General features: G+C 47.9%; 13 protein-coding genes. 8 read left to right on the top strand and 5 right to left on the bottom strand.

The genetic code is table 11. The features are described 5' to 3' along the window. The first annotated feature begins 80 nt into the window (after nucleotides 1–80). The 8 genes from J0M30_07520 to J0M30_07485 all read left to right on the top strand — a co-directional run bounded on the left by J0M30_07520 (nucleotide 81) and on the right by J0M30_07485 (nucleotide 11,551). Complete coding sequence (locus tag J0M30_07520) at nucleotides 81–1,799, top strand: dihydroxy-acid dehydratase (GenBank protein ID MBN8667337.1); 1,719 nt, start codon at nucleotides 81–83, stop codon at nucleotides 1,797–1,799. An 85-nt stretch (nucleotides 1,800–1,884) separates the two neighbouring features. Further along, nucleotides 1,885–2,889: an SMP-30/gluconolactonase/LRE family protein gene (locus J0M30_07515; GenBank protein MBN8667336.1), complete on the top strand. Its 1,005-nt coding sequence runs from the start codon at nucleotides 1,885–1,887 to the stop codon at nucleotides 2,887–2,889. Nucleotides 2,890–2,901: 12 nt separating this feature from the next. Then, a complete protein-coding gene (locus tag J0M30_07510; protein MBN8667335.1) occupies nucleotides 2,902–3,732 on the top strand; it encodes a fumarylacetoacetate hydrolase family protein in 831 nt (276 codons plus the stop codon). Between the two features lie 121 nt (nucleotides 3,733–3,853). Beyond that, complete coding sequence (locus J0M30_07505; GenBank protein MBN8667334.1) at nucleotides 3,854–5,164, top strand: gluconate transporter; 1,311 nt, start codon at nucleotides 3,854–3,856, stop codon at nucleotides 5,162–5,164. A 140-nt stretch (nucleotides 5,165–5,304) separates the two neighbouring features. Further along, nucleotides 5,305–6,282 (top strand): Gfo/Idh/MocA family oxidoreductase, encoded by a 978-nt coding sequence (locus J0M30_07500; GenBank protein ID MBN8667333.1) that lies wholly within the window; start codon nucleotides 5,305–5,307, stop codon nucleotides 6,280–6,282. Beyond that, on the top strand, nucleotides 6,282–7,706 hold the full coding sequence (locus J0M30_07495) for a sugar transferase (GenBank protein ID MBN8667332.1): 1,425 nt from the start codon (nucleotides 6,282–6,284) through the stop codon (nucleotides 7,704–7,706). Before J0M30_07500 ends, J0M30_07495 begins: the two co-directional genes overlap by 1 nt. A 33-nt stretch (nucleotides 7,707–7,739) precedes the next feature. Further along, nucleotides 7,740–10,607 (top strand): M1 family metallopeptidase, encoded by a 2,868-nt coding sequence (locus tag J0M30_07490; protein MBN8667331.1) that lies wholly within the window; start codon nucleotides 7,740–7,742, stop codon nucleotides 10,605–10,607. Nucleotides 10,608–10,609: 2 nt separating this feature from the next. Continuing rightward, nucleotides 10,610–11,551: a GNAT family N-acetyltransferase gene (locus tag J0M30_07485; GenBank protein MBN8667330.1), complete on the top strand. Its 942-nt coding sequence runs from the start codon at nucleotides 10,610–10,612 to the stop codon at nucleotides 11,549–11,551. Nucleotides 11,552–11,664: 113 nt separating this feature from the next. Here the strand turns inward: J0M30_07485 and J0M30_07480 are convergent, their stop codons facing one another. From J0M30_07480 to rpoC, 5 genes are all read right to left on the bottom strand, one after another. Beyond that, entirely contained in the window at nucleotides 11,665–12,330 is a 666-nt protein-coding gene (locus tag J0M30_07480; protein ID MBN8667329.1) for a 2-C-methyl-D-erythritol 4-phosphate cytidylyltransferase, read from the bottom strand. Nucleotides 12,331–12,395: 65 nt separating this feature from the next. Beyond that, a complete protein-coding gene (locus tag J0M30_07475) occupies nucleotides 12,396–13,343 on the bottom strand; it encodes an isoaspartyl peptidase/L-asparaginase (protein MBN8667328.1) in 948 nt (315 codons plus the stop codon). 38 nt (nucleotides 13,344–13,381) lie between these two features. Then, entirely contained in the window at nucleotides 13,382–14,371 is a 990-nt protein-coding gene (locus J0M30_07470; protein MBN8667327.1) for a carbohydrate kinase, read from the bottom strand. A gap of 1 nt (nucleotide 14,372) precedes the next feature. After that, nucleotides 14,373–14,987, bottom strand: a complete 615-nt coding sequence (locus J0M30_07465) for an OmpH family outer membrane protein (protein ID MBN8667326.1) — start codon at nucleotides 14,985–14,987, stop codon at nucleotides 14,373–14,375. A 142-nt stretch (nucleotides 14,988–15,129) separates the two neighbouring features. Continuing rightward, nucleotides 15,130–19,419, bottom strand: coding sequence for a DNA-directed RNA polymerase subunit beta' (gene rpoC / locus J0M30_07460; GenBank protein MBN8667325.1), 4,290 nt, complete (start codon nucleotides 19,417–19,419; stop codon nucleotides 15,130–15,132). Nucleotides 19,420–19,469: the final 50 nt, after the last annotated feature.

The raw sequence follows: 19,469 nt of genomic DNA, 5'->3' as shown, positions 1-19,469 counted from the left end.
ATTGGTTGATGGTGAATTGACAAAGAATGATATCAACGGGAATTTCGAATGACAATTAATTTTACAACCCGCTTAACACGATGAGCAAAAGACTAAGAAGCCATGACTGGTTTGGCCGCAAAGACAAAGATGGGATCATCTATCGGAGCTGGATGAAGAACCAGGGCATGCCCACCGATCATTTTGATGGCCGACCTGTGATCGGCATCTGCAATACATTTAGTGAATTAACTCCCTGTAATGCACATTTTCGCGACCATGCAGAATCGGTAAAACGAGGAGTGCTGGAAGCCGGAGGCTTTCCTGTAGAATTTCCGATCATGAGCCTGGGGGAAACCTTACTCAAACCAACCGCCATGCTGTTTCGCAACCTGGCGAGCATGGATGCCGAGGAATCCATACGGGGTAACCCGATTGACGGCGTGGTGCTTCTGACGGGTTGTGATAAAACCACTCCCTCCACCGTCATGGGGGCAGCAAGTGTGGGATTGCCTACGATCGTAGTTCCGGGTGGTCCGATGCTCAATGGCCGGTACAAAGGACAGACGATTGGTAGCGGCACACATGTCTGGAAATTTGATGAAGACATGAAGACGGGAAAAATGAACCAGGAGGAAGTGGAATATGCGGAAAGCTGCATGAGCCGTAGCATTGGTCATTGTATGACAATGGGAACAGCAAGTACCATGGCCGTGATGGTCGAAAGCCTGGGGCTAACCCTGAGTGGGGCCTCCGCTATTCCGGCTGCTGACTCCAGAAAGAAAGTGATGGCCCAATTGAGCGGCCGTCGAATAGTGGAGATGGTGAAAGAAAACCTGACGATCGATAAAATTTTGACGCGTGAGGCTTTTGAAAACGCCATCATCACCAATGCCGCCGTGGGTGGATCTTCCAATTTCCTGATCCATTTAACGGCTATTGCGGGACGTATCGGTGTGGATCTTTCGCTGGATGATTTTGACCGGATCGGCAGCAAAATACCTCTGCTGCTTAACCTGATGCCATCTGGCACTTATTTAATGGAAGATTTCTATTATGCAGGCGGGCTGCCGGTGATTCTACATGAACTCCGGGAAAAACTACATAAAAATGTGATCACCGTAACCGGTAAAAATCATCACGAAAATATCAAAGGAGAAACGACATGTTATAATCCTGCCGTGATCGCCTCGTATGATAAACCACTGATCGCCGAAGCCGGCTGTGTAGTGGTAAAAGGTAACCTGGCAGAAAATGGGGCGGTAATCAAACCAAGCGCCGCTACCCCAGCGCTGATGAAACATACAGGCCGTGCCGTGGTGTTTGAAAGTATTGAAGACTACCACCAACGCATTGATGACCCCAACCTGGATATTGATGAAACCTGTGTGATGGTATTAAAATACGTAGGCCCGGTAGGTTATCCCGGAATGCCTGAGGTGGGTAATATGGCGCTGCCAAAAAAACTATTGGAAAAAGGCGTTCGTGATATGGTGCGTATCAGCGATGGACGCATGAGTGGTACGGCCTACGGCACAGCCGTATTGCATGTATCACCTGAAAGCGCTATCGGTGGTACACTGGCCCTGGTGCAAAACGGTGACCTGATCGAACTGGATGTCCCTAACCGTAAACTGCAGCTGCTGGTGTCCGAGGAAGAATTAGCAAAACGACGGGCAGCCTGGACACCGCCTGCACCTGCTGCGACAAGAGGCTATGTGAGTATGTATGTAAAGCACGTAATGGGAGCGGATAAAGGGGCGGACCTGGACTTTTTACAAGGAAGTAGCGGAAGTGCAGTTACGCGCGATTCGCACTAATTTTTAGTTTCTCGCAGCGTCCGCAGCGCTTCTTTGCGGGCGCTGCGAGAAACTAATAATTCAGGAATAAAAACCAATCGATATCATGAATAAATTGTTCTATCTCCTGGTTTCAGTATTGCTTTCCAATTGCTCAGAAAAACCAACGCACGCCTACCCCACTACGGGTCAACTTATTACTTATGATCCGGAATTTTTAACCATTATCGACACCTCCCTCAAAGCTGAAATACTGGCTGATAGTTTTGACTGGAGCGAAGGCCCGCTCTTTCTTCCCGAACAAGGTTTTCTGGTATTTAGTGATGTTCCCCGGAACACCATCTATAAGTGGACAGAAGCAAAAGGAATTGAAGTGTACCTAACCCCAAGCGGATATACGGACTCCACTCCCAGTTTATGCAAAGAACCAGGAAGCAATGGTTTAACCCTTGACCCGCAAGGACGACTGGTATTGGCTCAGCATGGCAACCGCCAGGTAGCACGAATGGAAGCACCATTGGATAAACCCCTACCCACTTTCACCACGCTGGCGGATAAATTCAATGGCAAGCGTTTAAGCAGCCCGAATGATTGCGTCTTCAATTCCGCCGGTGAATTGTTTTTTACCGATCCTCCGTATGGATTGCGTACACAGGATGATTCAGACTCAGCCAAGGAGTTGCCCTTTAATGGAGTTTATAAAGTAAAAAAGAAAGGTGAAATTGTTTTACTGGTGGATTCGATCACACGCCCCAATGGGATCGCGTTTCTTCCGGGTGAGCAACAGTTATTGGTCGCCAACAGCGATCCTGCCAAACCTTATTGGTACATGTTTGATATAGCCGGCGACTCTCTCACGCATGGACGGATCTTTTTTGACCCATCTGTACATGAACCTGGATGGAATGGTTTGCCTGATGGTTTTAAAGTAAGCAAAAAAGGTATCGTCATGGCAAGCGGTCCGGGTGGCATTTATTTCTTTACGGCTCAAGGAAAAAAACTGGGATTGTTGCGACTTGAAAATTCAGCCAGCAATTGCGCGCTGAGTGCCGATGAGAAAACACTTTATATCACCAATGATATGTATCTTTTACGTATTGCCTTAAAATAGAAAACCAACTTCATGCGGATATACAAAACCCGGGCAGGCATTGTCCTCCAATCCAACAATCAATTTTTTCTGGATAAAAAAAATAGCTGGGACGAACTGGTCAATGATGATGCGGCCTACCAAAAAACGCAGGCATTGGTAAAAACCTTACCGCCGGTAGAAGTATCCGTATTGCAGGATATCCTTCCGCCTATTGGGAGTCAGCAGGAAGTATGGGCCTGTGGAGTAACTTACTACAGGAGCATGGTCGGGCGACAGGAAGAAAGCCAGGCCGCTGGCGGGGCTGATTTTTATGGAAAGGTCTATGAAGCCGAACGCCCGGAATGTTTTTTTAAAGCCAGTGCCTTTCGTGTAAAAGGCCCTCACGAAGAAGTCCGCATTCGGAAAGACAGTACCTGGGATGTACCCGAGCCTGAACTCACGCTGGTGGTTACCTCTTCAGGAAAGATCATCGGTTATACGATCGGAAATGATATGAGTAGCCGGAGTATTGAGGGAGAGAACCCCCTCTATCTTCCCCAGGCCAAGACCTATGATGGAAGCGCAGCGGTTGGACCTTGTATCTTACTGACTGAAGATCCATTGCCCACAGATACAACTATTTCCATGTCCATTTCCCGAAACGGAGAAGAAGTATTTAATGGACAAATCGGGATTGAAAAAATGAAGCGCACACCGGCAGAATTAGTATCTTATATTTATCGGGAGACCAGCTTCCCTCATGGTTGCCTGGTGATGACAGGCACGGGGATCGTACCCGACCATCCGTTTACGTTACAATCGGGCGATGTGGTAGCGATTTCAATAGAAGGGATAGGTGAGTTGGTGAATACGGTGGAGTGAGGGGGAAGCGTGAGACGTCTCACGATTCACGATTCACGATTCACGTCTCACGTCTCACGATTCACGCCTCACGATTCACGTCTCACCTTTCAATATAATTCAAACCATAACCCCCTCATCCATGCAATTGCTTGTCATTTTTCTGGCCATTTGTCTGCAGATTTTTCTTACGACCAAAAAGGTCAGCCCCTTTATTTCCCTGCTGATCGTGGCCATACTTTCAGGTCTATTCCTTGGATTAGATCCAATGCAGTTGGTAAAATCAATTGAAAAAGGGGTTGGTTCTACGCTGAGCGGTGTTGCACTGGTGATCTGCCTGGGGGCCATCCTGGGTAAAGTGATGGAAGCAGGTGGTGCGGCAGAAAAGATCTCGACAACCCTGATCAATGGTTTTGGTGAAAAACACATTCAATGGGCCGTTTTGCTGACCGGGTTTTTGATAGGCATCCCGCTTTATTACAACGCGGGTTTTGTGATCCTGGTACCCCTTGTTTTCTCCATTGCACACAAGGCCAAACTTCCTTTGTTATATGTCGCCATTCCCATGGCAGCTTCCCTATCCACCACCCATTGTTTTTTGCCGCCCCATCCCAGCCCTGTTTTTTTGGTCAATGCCTTTAAGGCAAATATGGGAAAGACCCTTATCTATGGCCTGATGGTGGCCATACCGGTGGTGGTGTTGGCCGGGCCTTTTCTGGGAAAACGGTTAAAAGGGATCGAAGTGAAATTGCAATCCACCTTTCTCTCCACCGAAGCAGATCCCAACAAAAAACTTCCGGCGGCTTTTCCCAGTTTCCTGATCGGGTTGATGCCGGTATTGCTGATCACCCTGGCGGTGGTGGCGGACAATTTTCTGGGTGACCATGTATTTAAAAAGATATTGCTCTTTATTGGAGATACTACCATTGCCCTCCTTTTATCCGTGCTGTTGGCCATCTGGTACTTTGGGTTACGGGCCGGTAAGTCCATGGAAACAACCATGAAATGGGCCCAGGATGCGATTTCCGGCATTGCCATGATTGTATTGATCATTACCGCAGGCGGTGTGTTGAAACAGGTCTTACAGGACAGTGGCACCGATAAATACATTGCTTCTTTTAGTGGCCGTTGGCAAATGCACCCCCTGGTCTTTGGCTGGGTGGTCACGGCCTTGTTGCGGGTAGCCATTGGCTCCGCTACCGTAGCCGGTATCACTGCCGCCGGGGTGGTTACCCCCCTGGTGGTTTCCGGGGCCGCCTCGCCCGAATTGATGGTACTGGCGGTGGGTACAGGGAGTGTTTTCGGGTCGCATGTAAATGACTCTGGTTTTTGGATGTACAAGGAGTTCTTTGGGTTATCGTTGAAACAGACCTTTTTGTCCTGGACCGTTATGGAAACGACGATATCCGTGCTGGGGTTGGTAGGGGTGCTGTTATTGGATTTTATATTATAAGAAGGTATTAACTCAGGAGCAGGTATATATTCATTTCTCGCCGCGATCGCAAAGTCTCGGGGGACCCCTGCGAGAAACCTAAATAAGTTTGGTTACTAACTCTCTCTGGTTAAAATAGTATATTTGCCGAAATAGCTAACATGTTGAAAATCGGAGTCTTCGGCGTAGGCCACCTGGGAAAATTCCACCTGAACAACTGGAAGGAGATACCCGGTGTAGACCTGGTCGGTTTCTATGATCCCAAGGACGATACCGCACAGGAGGTCTCCGATAAATACCAACTCCCCCGCTTTCTCGATGCCGGTCTGCTGATGGATGCCTGTGATGCCATCGATGTGGTCGCCCCCACCAATTACCATTTTGAATTGTGTGAAAAAGCTATCCGGAAAGGCAAACACATCTTTGTAGAAAAACCCCTGGCCAATGATATGGAAGAGGCCAGGACCCTGGTGAAACTGGCGCGGGAATCGGATGTAAAGTTCCAGGTAGGCCATGTGGAACGGTTCAACCCCGCTTTTCTTGCGGTAAAGGATCTTGACCTTAACCCGCTCTTTATTGAAGTACATCGCCTGGCACAATTCAATCCCCGTGGCACTGAAGTGAGCGTGATCCTCGACCTTATGATCCATGATATTGATATCATACTGAGTATTGTAAAAAGTGATGTAAAGAGCATTTCCGCGAGCGGCGTAGCCGTGATGACCGAAACACCGGATATTGCCAACGTACGGATCGAATTCAATAATGGCTGTGTGGCCAATCTCACCTCGTCCCGTATATCGATGAAGAAAATGCGTAAGATGCGCCTCTTTCAGAAAGATGCCTATATCGGGATCGATTTCCTGGAGAAAAAATCAGAAGTGATCAAGCTCAAGGAAGCCAAGGATGCCAATGTATTCACCTTTGATATCGCCACCCCTACGGGTAACCGAACCATTGCCATAGCCAACCCACCCGTACCAAATATCAATGCCATTCGGCAGGAACTGGTGGAATTCAAATCAGCCATTGAACAGAATACCAAAACGATCGTATCGGAGATCGATGGCCTGATGGCCATGGATGTCGCCCACCAGATATTACAGAAGATCGGTAATAACGTACTCACGCGTTCCTGATGAATCATAAACCCCGTTTACATATTGCCTGGTATGCCATCAGTGATTATGTGATGAGCGCCTGGGTATGGGGGGTGATGTATTTTTTACGAAAATATTACCTCGGCATCCGCGTGGCGGGTGATGATGGCCTGCAGATCGATGACAATTTTTGGCTGGGTATTTTTCTTGTGCCGCTTGGCTGGTTAAGCCTGTATACCATCGTAGGCGCTTACCGGTGTATCTACCGCAAATCGCGGCTCCGCGAAATGATCACCACATTCATCGTTTCCCTGCTAGGTGTTGTTTTCCTTTATTTTACCATCATCCTGGATGATATCCGGTCGAATAATGATTTCAGGTATTACTATGCAGCCTTCTTCTCCTTGTTGGGATTGCAATTCTTTTTTGTGTTTGCCGGGCGTTTGTTATTGCTGAACATGGCCAAACGGCAATTGCGGAATGGGTTAGTGCGTTATCCCACCCTTTTGATCGGAGGGAATGGCTTTGCCGCACGCCTGTATCAGGATACAGCCCCGGAATTGGCCAAGGAAGGGTATCATTTCACCGGGTATGTGGCTGCTGGAGAAAAGCATACAGAAGCGCCGATTGGCGGTTTGCCAAGGCTGGGAGATATTGAATCCTTAGAAGCGATACTGGATACCCATAAGATAAACGCGGTGGTGATCGGTTTGGATAAAAACGATAAAGCAACACTGGAATCGGTCATCAACCACCTCAGTGAAAAGGATGTGGAAATCAAGATCCCGGCAGATAGCATGGATATCCTGTCAGGATCGGTGCGCGTAAGCAATATCCTTGGGGCTGTATTGATCGACCTGAAAACAGGGTTGATGCCGGAATGGCAACAGAACATCAAAAGACTCCTGGATGTAACGGTGGCCATATTGGGACTTGTCCTTTTATCGCCATACCTGTTGTATATCATGATACGCACAAGCCTGTCCTCCCCGGGCCCAATCTTCTACAACCAGGAAAGGATCGGTTATAAAGGGAAGCCCTTTCAAATGCATAAATTCCGTTCCATGGTGGAAGAAGCCGAGAAGGATGGCCCCCGTTTATCTTCCGACTCGGACGAACGGATTACACCCTGGGGAAGAGTGATGCGTAAATGGCGATTAGATGAGTTGCCACAACTTTGGAATATCCTGAAAGGGGAAATGAGCCTGGTAGGCCCCCGCCCGGAGCGCCAATACTATATCGACCAGGTGATTGAACAAAACCCGTATTACAAATACCTCTTGAAAGTAAAACCCGGGCTTACCTCCTGGGGAATGGTACAATTCGGCTATGCAGAAAATGTAGCTGAAATGGTAGAAAGAAGCCGTTTTGATCTCCTGTACATCGAAAACATCTCCCTGGCACTTGATTTCAAGATCATGATCCATACCCTGCGTATCATCCTGCTGGGAAAAGGGAAATAATCAGCTAAAGAAATTATCTTTGGGGACAAAGACATGCCGGTGAAAAAATGCCGTCTCTTCATACTGGTCACTTTGTTAAGTCCGCTCTCCCTTTTTTCCCAATACTGGCAGCAAGACCTTCGGTACAGCATTGATGTAACCCTGAATGATACGGAGAATACGCTGGATGGCTTTGAACGGATCGATTACACTAACCATTCCCCCGACACCCTGCGGTTCATCTGGTTCCATCTTTGGCCCAATGCGTATAAAAATGACAAGACCGCTTATACCGACCAGGCCTTACAGAACGGGAGTACCGCCTTCTATTTTTCCCAAAAAGATCAAAAAGGATATATCAACCGGCTCGATTTTAAAGTGGATAACATTACAGCCGATGTAGAGGACCATCCCGAGCATATTGATATTGTGAAGTTGGTGCTTCCCACACCCTTGTTACCCGGAAAGTCGGTCACGATCACCACACCCTTTCATGTTAAACTCCCCAACTTCTTCAACCGGGGTGGGTACAAAGGGCAGCATTACTATGTGGCCCATTGGTTTCCCAAGCCAGCCGTTTATGACCACAAAGGCTGGCACCCCATGCCCATGCTGGACCATGGTGAATTCTATGGCGAGTTTGGACATTTTGATGTCCAGATCACCCTGCCGGCAAATTATGTGGTTGCCGCCACCGGGGAATTACAAAATGAATCAGAAAAGAAATGGCTGGAAACGCGGCGTTCTTTTACCTGGATACCCGAAACGGAAAAAGTGAAAGTGAAGGGTATCACCAAAGTTATTAAAAGAGAATTTCCTGTATCGTCCAAAGAAACCAAGACCTTACATTTCATTCAGGATCGAATCCATGATTTTGCCTGGGTGGCTGATAAACGCTTTGTCGTAAAACAAGAAGCCATCTCTTTGCCCTCCGGAAAAAAAGTAGCTGCCTTTGCTTTTCATCTGCCCGGTGCAGAGCGTTGGGAAAAAAGCCTTGCCTATGTAGCAACCGCTTTACAAACCAATGGAGCATGGATCGGTGAATATCCATACAACACGGTTTCCGTGGTGCAGGATATTGAGGGTTCCTCGGGTGGTACTGAATATCCTACCCTTACGGTGCTGGATGGAGACTCAGATGGTTTACTGGAACTGATCATCCGCCATGAAGTAGGGCATAACTGGTTTTACGGCATACTGGCAAATAATGAACGGGATCATCCCTGGATGGATGAGGGGATCAACTCGTTGTATGATTATCGTTATATAGAAACACATCCTGCTGCGGGAAATATACCACTGGGTACAAATAAATCCATTTCACTTTATTCCATTCAGGAAAGACTCACCCGCACGCGGGAAGCCATTGCCGAAAGTCAACCTGTTGATCTTTCTTCCGCCGCATACAACCCGGAAAATTATAATGCCCTGGTCTATCACCGTACCGCTACCCTGTTTCAGGAATTGGAAAAAGAGATAGGGAGAGAAGCCTTTGATCGGGCCATGCAAGCCTATTACGAGGAATGGAAGTTCAAACATCCCTATCCGGAGGATATGCAGGCGGTTTTTGAAAAAGTGAGTGGAAAGGACCTGGATGCATTCTTTCAAAATAAATTGGGGAAAGCAGCAACGCCAGCTTCTGTGGTCCCACGGAAACCAGTGTTCACGAATCCCTTTGCAGCCAAAAAATGGCTGCAAGCCATCAACCAGCCTGATAAAGGGATTATTACCTGGAGCCCGGCAATTGGCATGAACAGCTATGACCGGATCATGATCGGGGCTTTACTGACCAATGCCTCCCTGCCTCCTGCGCCATTTCAATTCCTGGCCATACCGCTTTATGCCACCGGGACAAAACAGTTCAATGGCCTGGTGAAACTGAATTATAGCCTGTACAACCAAAAGGGTTGGCTGCGCAAAACAGATTTCTTTCTCAATGGGGCCCGATTTAGCATGGATGAAGCGACGGATCAAAAAGGAAGAGAGACTGTTCTGGGTGTGACCAAGATCGTTCCCGGGATCCGGTTTACCTGGAGAGAAAAAACAGAGACGAGTACGCGGCAACGATTTGTGCAATGGAAATCCTATTTCCTGCAAGAGGATGGATTTACTTTTACCCCAGACACCATTGTTGTAGGCATTGATACGACCATCGAATACCGCATTGGAAAAGAAGGGACAAGCCGGCACCTGGGTCAACTCCGTATTCAATGGGAGGACTTCCGCGCCCTGTACCCCTGGAAAGCAGAATTAAAAGCCGAGGTAAATGCCGATTTCCTTCGCCTGGCCTTTACCGGAAACTATTTCTTTAATTATGCCAAAGGCGGTGGCATGAACCTGCGGTTCTTTGCCGGTAAATTTCTTTACCTCGGTGAGAAGACCAATGAAAAACAGTTTCTCACCGATCGCTATCACCTGAATATGACCGGGCCCATAGGGTATGAGGATTACACGTACAGTGATTATTTCGTAGGCCGGAATCGATTTGAAAAAATACCCAGTCAGCAGATCATGGTCAGGGATGGCGGGTTCAAGGTACGGACCGACCTGCTCTCGGATAAGGTAGGCAAGACCGATGACTGGCTGGCAGCCATCAATCTTACCACCACCATTCCCCAATCCATCAATCCTCTTTCGATACTGCCGGTAAAGATTCCCCTTCGCGCTTTTTTTGATATAGGAACCTATGCCGAACCCTGGGCCCGCAATAGCGAAGAGGACCGTTTCTTGTTTGATGCCGGTTTACAGGTATCTCTTTTCAAAGAAACTGTCAATGTATATTTCCCGCTCATCTATAGCCGGGCCTATAAAGACTATATCCAATCGGTGATCGGAACAAAAAAATTCGCGCGCTCGATCTCATTCTCGATTGACCTGGCCAATTTTTCCCCGCGAAAAATTATACCGACCCTTCATTTTTAAGCATGGAGAAACCGTACAATATTCATTATCGCTCTCACGAAGAAATTGATCGTTCAAAATGGGATCAATGTATAGCCCATGCTGATCACCCGCTGATCTATGCACATTCCTGGTATCTCGATCATTTTTGTACCCAATGGGAAGGACTTGTCTTAAACGACTATGAAGCGGTTATGCCCCTTACCCGGCGAAAAAAGTTCGGCATTTCCTATCTCTACCCGCCTTTTCTCTGTGCGCAATTGGGGGTCTTTGGTAAAAATCTGGATGAATCCATTATCACCGCTTTTCTTCAGCATATCCCTTCCAAATTTCGCTATATCGATATCTACCTGAATGCCGGTAATGCCGTAGCAAAGGAGACAGCAGGCATTTATTACAGGGATAATTTTGTACTTGACCTTTCCTCTGATTCTGCATCTATTCAGGCAAAATACCGGGAAAACACTTTTCGGAATATCCGTAAAGCAGAAAAGGCCGGATTATTGGTAGAGCGTGACATTGATTTTGATGTCGTGATCCGGCTGGCAAGAAAAGAGATCCGTACTTCAGGGAATGGGACGGCGAAGGATTTTCTCCAGCTACATGCGCTGCTGAACCAACTGACTGCGCAAAAACAGGTTCGTTCCTATGGGGTTCGAAACCCGCAAGGGGACTGGACTGCTTCGGCGATATTCTTCTTCTCTGAAAAAAGGGCCTACTATATACTGGTGGGTAATTCCCCCGAAGGTCGTGATAGTGGTGCTTCGCATTTATTGATCCATTCCTTTATTGAAGATTATGCAGGAAAAAAAATGATCTTAGATTTCGAAGGAAGTGATGTGCCGGGGCTGGCTTTTTTCTATTCGGGGTTTGGAGCTGAGTTGGAGAAATATCCTTGTGTGAAGTGGAATAGATTACCGTGGTACCTGAAATGGTTAAAGTATAGTTCACCGCAGAGAGTATGAGGACGCAGAGTTAAGCAGAGATATTTTGACAGATTCTAAGGGTTAAATTCTATTAGCCTATACCACTGAAAAATCTCTGCGTATCTCCGCGTCCTCATGCTCTCTACGGTGAATCAACTCTCCATGAAACGCTCCGCCAATATCAAATCCAACGGTGTCGTGATCTTGATATTCATTTCCTCCCCTTCCACCAGGAATACTTTCAACCCAAAGGCCTCCACCACCGTCGCCTCATCGGTAAATTTATCCTTATCATCGATCTGGAAGGCCGGCAACAATATTTTGCTGTGAAAAGTCTGCGGTGTCTGGATCAGCATCACCGATTTTCGGTCAACAGATTCATTCATCTCTCCTTTCTTGAGGCGTACACTGTCTTTACTTGGAATAGCAGGAATGGCCGAACCTGATTCCAGGGCCTGTGCATAACAGCGATGGATAAGGTCTGCCGAAAGAAGGCAACGCACCCCATCATGAACAAAAATGATAGACTCATCGTCGATCAATTGTAATCCATTCTTCACGGATTGAAAACGGGTATCCCCTCCGGCGGTGATTTGTATCCGATCCTTGTCAAAATACGCGTCAATGATCTCCCGCCCCATGTCAGTGTACTCCACAGGCAATACCAGAATGATCTGGAGATCGTCATAGGCCTCGAGAAAGGTCTTGAGCGTGTAATAGAGAATCGGTTTCTCTTTCAATAAAAGAAACTGTTTTGGAATATTTGAACCCATCCGGGTACCCGATCCTCCGGCAACTATGATGGCGTATTTTTTCATTGGTAAAACAAATAACTCTGTGTCTCTGTACCCTTTGTGATTTAAACTGCTTTAAAACTCTGTTCCTACTTATAGATGGCTATTTCTTTCACTCCACTTGCATCTATCCGCCCCCGGTACATCCCCTCAGAATTAAAGATCATGGCCGTGCTCCCGCTGGCATCCACCCCAATGATCCCGCCTTCGCCCCGAATGCGCAATAATTTTTCATTGACTACGATCCGAAGGGCTTCGGGCAAATCGAGGCCTTTATATTCCATCAGGCAGTGCACATCATAAGCAGCCACTGCCTGGATGAATTTTTCACCATGACCGGTACAACTCACTGCACAGGTGCTATTATTGGCATAGGTTCCACAACCGATCAGCGGTGAATCACCGATCCGATTGTATTTTTTATTTGTCATGCCTCCGGTACTCGTTGCCGCTGCTAAATGACCGTGTACATCACAGGCTACGGCGCCAACGGTGCCAAATTTTTTTTCATCCAGATCATTATCGGTTTCCCGATCATCATGATCCAGCAGTGTACGGTCCTCTAATAGTGCCTGCTGCCATTGTTTGTATCGATGAGGGGTATAAAAATAGGCATCGTCTTCAAAGGCTAAGCCGTGTTCCCGGGCAAAAGCCATTGCCCCGTCGCCACTCAGGAGAATATGGTCGCTATGATCCATAATCGATTGAGCCAGGAGGATGGGGTTTTTGATTTGACGAACTCCCGCTACTGCACCGGCGCGACCTGTTTGTCCATCCATCACGGCTGCATCCATTTCATGGTGGCCCTGATGGGTAAATACCGAACCTTTTCCGGCATTGAACCATTCACAATCTTCCAGGGAAACAACGGCCGCGACCACTGCATCCAGTGCGGCCCCTCCCTGACGCAATACTTTATATCCTGCTTCCAACGCTTCATCGAGTGCCGTCCGGTAAATCGCTTCTTTATCGGGGGACATCTGTGACCGGAGAATAGTTCCGGCTCCTCCATGTATGGCAAGCGCAAGCTTTGACATGATTGTATAACTAAGTTAGGAAAAAGGGAGCGAAGATATCAGGATAACAGCAATTCACACTCCTGAAATAATCTTTCTTTGTTGATGGCGGCCGTGCCTACCTGTTCACATACCAACCCACCTGCAATATTGGCGATCTCCGCCATCAGGTGAGGATTTTTGGTTACGGCATAAACCAAAGAGGCTACGGCAATGACCGTATCTCCGGCGCCGGAAACATCGGCTATATCCCGCATGTGGGAGGGCAGGATCGCTGCCTTTTCCTTCTCCTGATAAAAGACACCTTGTTCAGACAAAGTGATAAAAGATATGCGGTGTTGTAATTTGTCAGCCAGGGCGTGATGGATTTCACGCAGTGTTTGTAAGGTTAATACCTCAGGCAGAAGATTAAGTGCTTCCCTTACTTCCTTGAGATTGGGTTTGAATATATCCACTTCCTGATAGGCAAAGAAGTTCTTTCGCTTGGGATCCACTGCGGTAAGGATGCCTTTCGCCTGGCAAAGAGCGATGGCCCCGTCAATGACACCTTCCGTCAAAACCCCTTTGTTATAATCTTCAAGTATCAGGATATGGGGCTTTTCCTTTTCAATGTATTTATTCAGCTTTTCCAATAAATGGGCTTCTTCCCCTTTATCCAGGTCATGTGTCACTTCCGCATCCACCCGCATCATCTGCTGATTACGGCTGATGATACGCATTTTATTGGTCGTGATTCTTTTGCCCGATCGGAATGCATATTGAGTGGAAATCCCTTTTTTCTCAAAAAGGTCAGTCAGCAAGTTGGCATCATCATCATCCCCTAATACACCCAGTATGGCTACAGAAGCACCTAAGCTGGCGGCATTCAGGGCAACATTTCCGGCACCGCCGATCCGGTGTTCACGGTGTTGAAGGGAAATGACAGGAACCGGTGCTTCGGGAGAGATACGGTCAACACGACCCATCAGGTAGGTATCGAGCATGAGGTCACCGATCACTCCTACCTTTAGTTGATTCATCTGCTGGAAGATCGATTCCAGGTCTTTCATGTTATTCTTTTTTCGTCTTGGCCTTTTCTTTAGCGTGCATTTCATTCAATCCTTTCAGCAGATCGCTCGTCAGGTTAAAGGCCGTATCTTTTAAGTACATCAAACCAGGTTCGCTGGCAAAAATATAGGTGTATCCTTTATCTTCGTTGTATTGCTTGAAATAATCCCGGATCATGTTGAGTATCTTCTGTTGTTTCTCCATGAAGTACTGGCTCCTTTCCTGATCGAGCCGGTCGCGGGTATTTCGTATCTGGTTATCTAACAATTGTAATTTTCGTTGAGCCGCTTCGCCTTGTTCCTGGGTCATTCCCGGGGCTTGCGCCTGAAAGGCATCGTATTCTTTTTGCAGGTTCTGCTGGAGCCGGGTCAGTTCACCGGTCATGGCATCTGCTTTGCGGTTCATCTCTTTTTCCACCTCTTTGAACAACTCAAAATTGGTCTCTACGGAATCCATTTCAAAATATCCAATCCGTACAGGTTGGCCTTCTGACGCAACCGGTTTCAGTTCACCGGTTGTGGTCTTGCCTTTTTTTCCGCCAGGTTGCATTTGTTTATAAAATAGAAACCCAACAGCCAAGACCAGGACCCCATTCAGCACGAGTAGCCATTTGTTCATGTGCATTATTTTTTTGCAAGTTAGTCATTGGTCCAGGTAATTCCGGTGTACCTGGTCACTTTAGGAAAGCCTTAACGCCCACCAATTTATAAAAAAGGAGCAGATGTTGATCTGCTCCTTGTTATAATTTTTACTTGATTGATTATTCCTCTTCGTCGAATGCCATGGCTTCGCGGGTGGTCTGCAAGAGTTCGTACTCTTCTTTGCTGCCCACGATCATGTTTTCGAAATCGCGAAGACCCGTACCGGCAGGGATCAGGTGACCTGTGATCACATTCTCCTTCAGACCCAGCATTTCATCCGATTTACCCTGAATAGCTGCCGAGCTGAGTACCTTGGTGGTTTCCTGGAAGGAAGCCGCTGAGATCCAGCTTTGTACACCCAGTGAAGCCTTGGTGATACCAAGCAATGTGGGCGCAGAAGTAGCGGATTTGGCATCCCTGAATTCAACCAGTTTCTTGTCATTCCGGCGAAGAATGGAATTTTCCTCCCTTACTTCACGCAGCCCAACGATCTGGCCTGCACGGAACTTACCGGAATCACCAGGTTCGGTCACGACCTTCTTATCAAATACCCAGTCGTTTTCCGTGATGAATTCAAATTTATCAACCAGGTCATCTTCCAGGAACTTGGTATCTCCCGGATCAACGATGGTTACCTTACGCATCATCTGACGAACGATCACCTCGATGTGTTTATCATTGATCTTCACACCTTGTAAACGATAAACCTCCTGGATCTCATTCACCACATACTCTTGTACCGCGAAAGGTCCTTTGATCGAAAGAATATCGAACGGAGCAATCTGTCCATCACTCAGCGAAGCACCTGCTTTTACAAAGTCACCATCCTGTGCCAGGATCTGACGGGTCAGCGGCACCAGGTATTTTTTCGTTACACCATCCTTGGCTTCAATGATGATCTCACGGTTACCACGTTTGATGGCACCCATGGTTACAACACCATCGATCTCGGATACAACCGCAGGATTGCTCGGGTTACGGGCTTCAAACAGCTCGGTTACACGTGGCAGACCACCGGTGATATCTCTCAACTTACCGAGGATACGCGGGATCTTCACCAGTACCTGACCAGCTCTTACTTCATCCGTATCATCTACGATGATATGGCTTCCGGTTGGCAGGTTATAGGATTTGACATCCTTGCCAGCGATCACCAGTGAAGGGATCTTGGTTTTATCTTTTGTTTCAATAACCACTTTCTCGCGGTGACCGGTTTGTTCATCCGCTTCTTCGCGATAGGTGATACCTTCAATAACATTCTCAAATTTGACTGTACCTGCCTGCTCGGCCACCACAACGTTGTTGAAGGGGTCCCAGCTACAGATGAGGTCGCCTTTTTTGATCTTCTGTCCGTCTTTAACAAACAGTGTGGCGCCATAAGGAATGTGCATGGTATTCAGCAAACGGTCGGTTGACACGTCTACGTTTCTCATCTCACCGGTACGACCGATTACGATCTGTACTTTGTTTCCTTCATTATTTTCGGTGATAACCGTACGGATACCATCGAACTGGAGTGTACCATCAAATTTGGCCAGCAATTGAGATTCTACAGCAGCAGAACCGGCGACACCACCCACGTGGAAGGTACGCAGGGTCAACTGGGTACCCGGCTCACCGATGGACTGTGCGGCGATGATACCCACGGCATCACCTTTTTGGGCGAGGTAACCGGAGGCAAGGTTCTTACCATAACATTTCACACACACCCCACGTTTGCTTTCGCAGGTCAGTACCGAACGGATCTCTACGAATTCGATCGCTGCATCTTCGATGCGGTGCGCGATGTCCTCGGTGATGGCTTGTCCGGCAGCCACGATCAATTCATCTGAAATGGGATCGTACACATCATGCAGCGAAGTACGTCCGATGATACGGTCGCTCAACGGTTCGATGATGTCCTCATTATCTTTCAGTGCAGAAGTAGCGATACCACGCAGGGTTCCGCAATCTTCTTCAGTGATCACCACATCCTGGGCCACATCCACGAGACGACGGGTCAGATAACCGGCATCGGCTGTTTTCAAGGCCGTATCGGCCAGACCCTTACGGGCGCCGTGGGTGGAGATGAAGTAATCCAATACGTTCAGACCGCCTTTGAAGTTGGAAAGGATCGGGTTCTCGATGATCTCGGAACCGGTAGATCCGCTCTTTCTTGGCTTGGCCATCAGACCCCTCATACCTGCCAGCTGTTTTACCTGCTGTTTGCTACCCCGTGCACCGGAGTCAAGCATCATGAATACGGAGTTGAAGCCTTGTTTGTCTGTACTCATCTCGTGGATCAGGGTCTCGGTGATACGTGTATCTACCCGGCTCCAAATGTCCACGATCTGGTTATATCGTTCGTTGTTGGTGATCAGACCCATGTTATAGTTCTCCCATACTTCATCCACTTCGGATTTAGCCTGGGCCAATAACTCTTCTTTTACTTCGGGAATGATCAGGTCATTGATGTTGAAGGAAAGTCCACCCTGGAAGGCTGTACGGTATCCCAGTGATTTGATATCATCCAGGAACTTCACAGTCTTCGGGATATTGGTGATCTCGATGATATCACCAATGATCTCGCGGAGGTTCTTTTTGGTCAGCAGGGCATTGACAAAACCTACTTCATGCGGAACGTGTTGGTTGAAAATAACACGACCCACAGTCGTTTCGATCAGCTTTTTAACCAGTTTACCACCTTCACGCACATTGGTTTTTACCCGGATCCACGCATGCAGATCAACCTGCTTTTCATTGTAGGCAATGATCACTTCCTCAGCACCATAGAAGGCACGTCCTTCACCCTTCACTTTTTCAGTCGGGGTGGTTTTTTTGCCTTTTGACAGGTAGTACAGACCAAGTACCATGTCCTGTGAAGGAAGGGTAATGGGCTGACCATTCTGCGGGTTAAGGATGTTATGCGCAGAGAGCATCAGCAACTGGGCTTCCAGTACGGCTGCATTGCTCAAAGGCACGTGCACGGCCATCTGGTCACCATCGAAGTCGGCGTTAAAGGCCGAACACACGAGCGGGTGAAGCTGGATCGCCTTTCCTTCGATCAGCTTGGGCTGGAAGGCCTGGATCGAAAGACGGTGCAGTGTTGGGGCACGGTTCAGCATGATCGGGTGTCCACGGAGAATGTTCTCCAGGATATCCCATACCACAGCTTCTTTTTTATCTACGAGTTTACGAGCGCTTTTCACTGTTTTTACAATACCCCTTTCAATCAGTTTACGAATGATAAAGGGTTTGAACAGTTCGGCCGCCATATCTTTTGGCAGACCGCACTCATGTAATTTCAATTCGGGGCCTACCACGATAACAGAACGACCGGAATAGTCCACACGTTTACCCAACAGGTTCTGACGGAAACGTCCTTGTTTTCCTTTCAGCACATCGCTGAGGGATTTCAGGGCGCGACCACCTTCCGCTTTTACGGCGTTGGATTTACGGCTGTTATCAAAGAGGGAGTCAACCGCTTCCTGAAGCATACGTTTTTCGTTACGCAGGATCACCTCAGGTGCTTTGATCTCGAGCAGGCGTTTCAGACGGTTGTTCCGGATGATCACACGACGATAGAGGTCGTTCAGGTCGGAAGACGCGAAACGGCCACCATCCAGGGGAACAAGCGGGCGCAGTTCCGGCGGGATCACGGGAATGTATTGCATCACCATCCACTCAGGGCGGTTGGTGATACGGGAATTGGCATCACGGAATGCTTCTACCACGCTCAAACGCTTGAGGGCGTCGGCCTTCCTTTGCTGGGAAGTTTCGGTGGCAGCGGCATTACGGAGGTCAAACGACAATTGATCCAGATCGATGCGCTGAAGCAGGTCATGTACCGCTTCGGCACCCATCTTGGCAATGAATTTATTGGGATCCTCATCCGGCAGATACTGGTTATCTTTTGGCAGGGCCTCCAGGATATCCAGGTATTCTTCCTCGGTGAGCAGGTCACCATAGTTCTGCCCCTGATCGGCTCGCAGACCGGCTTGTATCACCACGAAGCGCTCGTAGTAAACGATGGACTCCAATTTCTTGGAGCTCATTCCCAGCAGGTAACCGATCTTATTCGGAAGGGATTTGAAATACCAGATATGCACGACAGGTACAACGAGCTTGATATGGCCCATGCGCTCGCGGCGGACCTTTTTCTCGGTCACTTCCACACCGCAACGGTCACACACAATACCCTTATAACGGATACGCTTGTATTTACCACAGGCGCATTCGAAATCTTTCACCGGTCCGAAGATCCGCTCGCAGAACAGACCATCACGCTCCGGCTTATAGGTCCGGTAGTTGATCGTTTCAGGCTTTAATACTTCTCCGTAACTCCTTTCCAGGATATTATCGGGAGAGGCGAGTCCAATGGTGATCTTGGAAAAACTTGATTTGGGGCGATTCTCTTTTCGCATTGCCATAGATCGTATTAGAGTTTGTCGTTGTATAATTTCCCATCGCTTGCGCGGCG

This window comes from Chitinophagales bacterium, from assembly GCA_017303415.1.
Classification (GTDB): domain Bacteria; phylum Bacteroidota; class Bacteroidia; order Chitinophagales; family Chitinophagaceae; genus SpSt-398.
This window is presented reverse-complemented; position numbering and strand designations above follow the sequence as displayed.

Bases quoted from the DNA above. Each gene is read 5' to 3' on its own strand.
- J0M30_07520 (MBN8667337.1), top strand. From the start codon at position 81: ATGAGCAAAAGACTAAGAAGCCATGACTGGTTTGGCCGCAAAGACAAA.
- J0M30_07515 (MBN8667336.1), top strand. From the start codon at position 1,885: ATGAATAAATTGTTCTATCTCCTGGTTTCAGTATTGCTTTCCAATTGC.
- J0M30_07510 (MBN8667335.1), top strand. From the start codon at position 2,902: ATGCGGATATACAAAACCCGGGCAGGCATTGTCCTCCAATCCAACAAT.
- J0M30_07505 (MBN8667334.1), top strand. From the start codon at position 3,854: ATGCAATTGCTTGTCATTTTTCTGGCCATTTGTCTGCAGATTTTTCTT.
- J0M30_07500 (MBN8667333.1), top strand. From the start codon at position 5,305: ATGTTGAAAATCGGAGTCTTCGGCGTAGGCCACCTGGGAAAATTCCAC.
- J0M30_07495 (MBN8667332.1), top strand. From the start codon at position 6,282: ATGAATCATAAACCCCGTTTACATATTGCCTGGTATGCCATCAGTGAT.
- J0M30_07490 (MBN8667331.1), top strand. From the start codon at position 7,740: ATGCCGGTGAAAAAATGCCGTCTCTTCATACTGGTCACTTTGTTAAGT.
- J0M30_07485 (MBN8667330.1), top strand. From the start codon at position 10,610: ATGGAGAAACCGTACAATATTCATTATCGCTCTCACGAAGAAATTGAT.
- J0M30_07480 (MBN8667329.1), bottom strand. From the start codon at position 12,330: ATGAAAAAATACGCCATCATAGTTGCCGGAGGATCGGGTACCCGGATG.
- J0M30_07475 (MBN8667328.1), bottom strand. From the start codon at position 13,343: ATGTCAAAGCTTGCGCTTGCCATACATGGAGGAGCCGGAACTATTCTC.
- J0M30_07470 (MBN8667327.1), bottom strand. From the start codon at position 14,371: ATGAAAGACCTGGAATCGATCTTCCAGCAGATGAATCAACTAAAGGTA.
- J0M30_07465 (MBN8667326.1), bottom strand. From the start codon at position 14,987: ATGAACAAATGGCTACTCGTGCTGAATGGGGTCCTGGTCTTGGCTGTT.
- rpoC (MBN8667325.1), bottom strand. From the start codon at position 19,419: ATGGCAATGCGAAAAGAGAATCGCCCCAAATCAAGTTTTTCCAAGATC.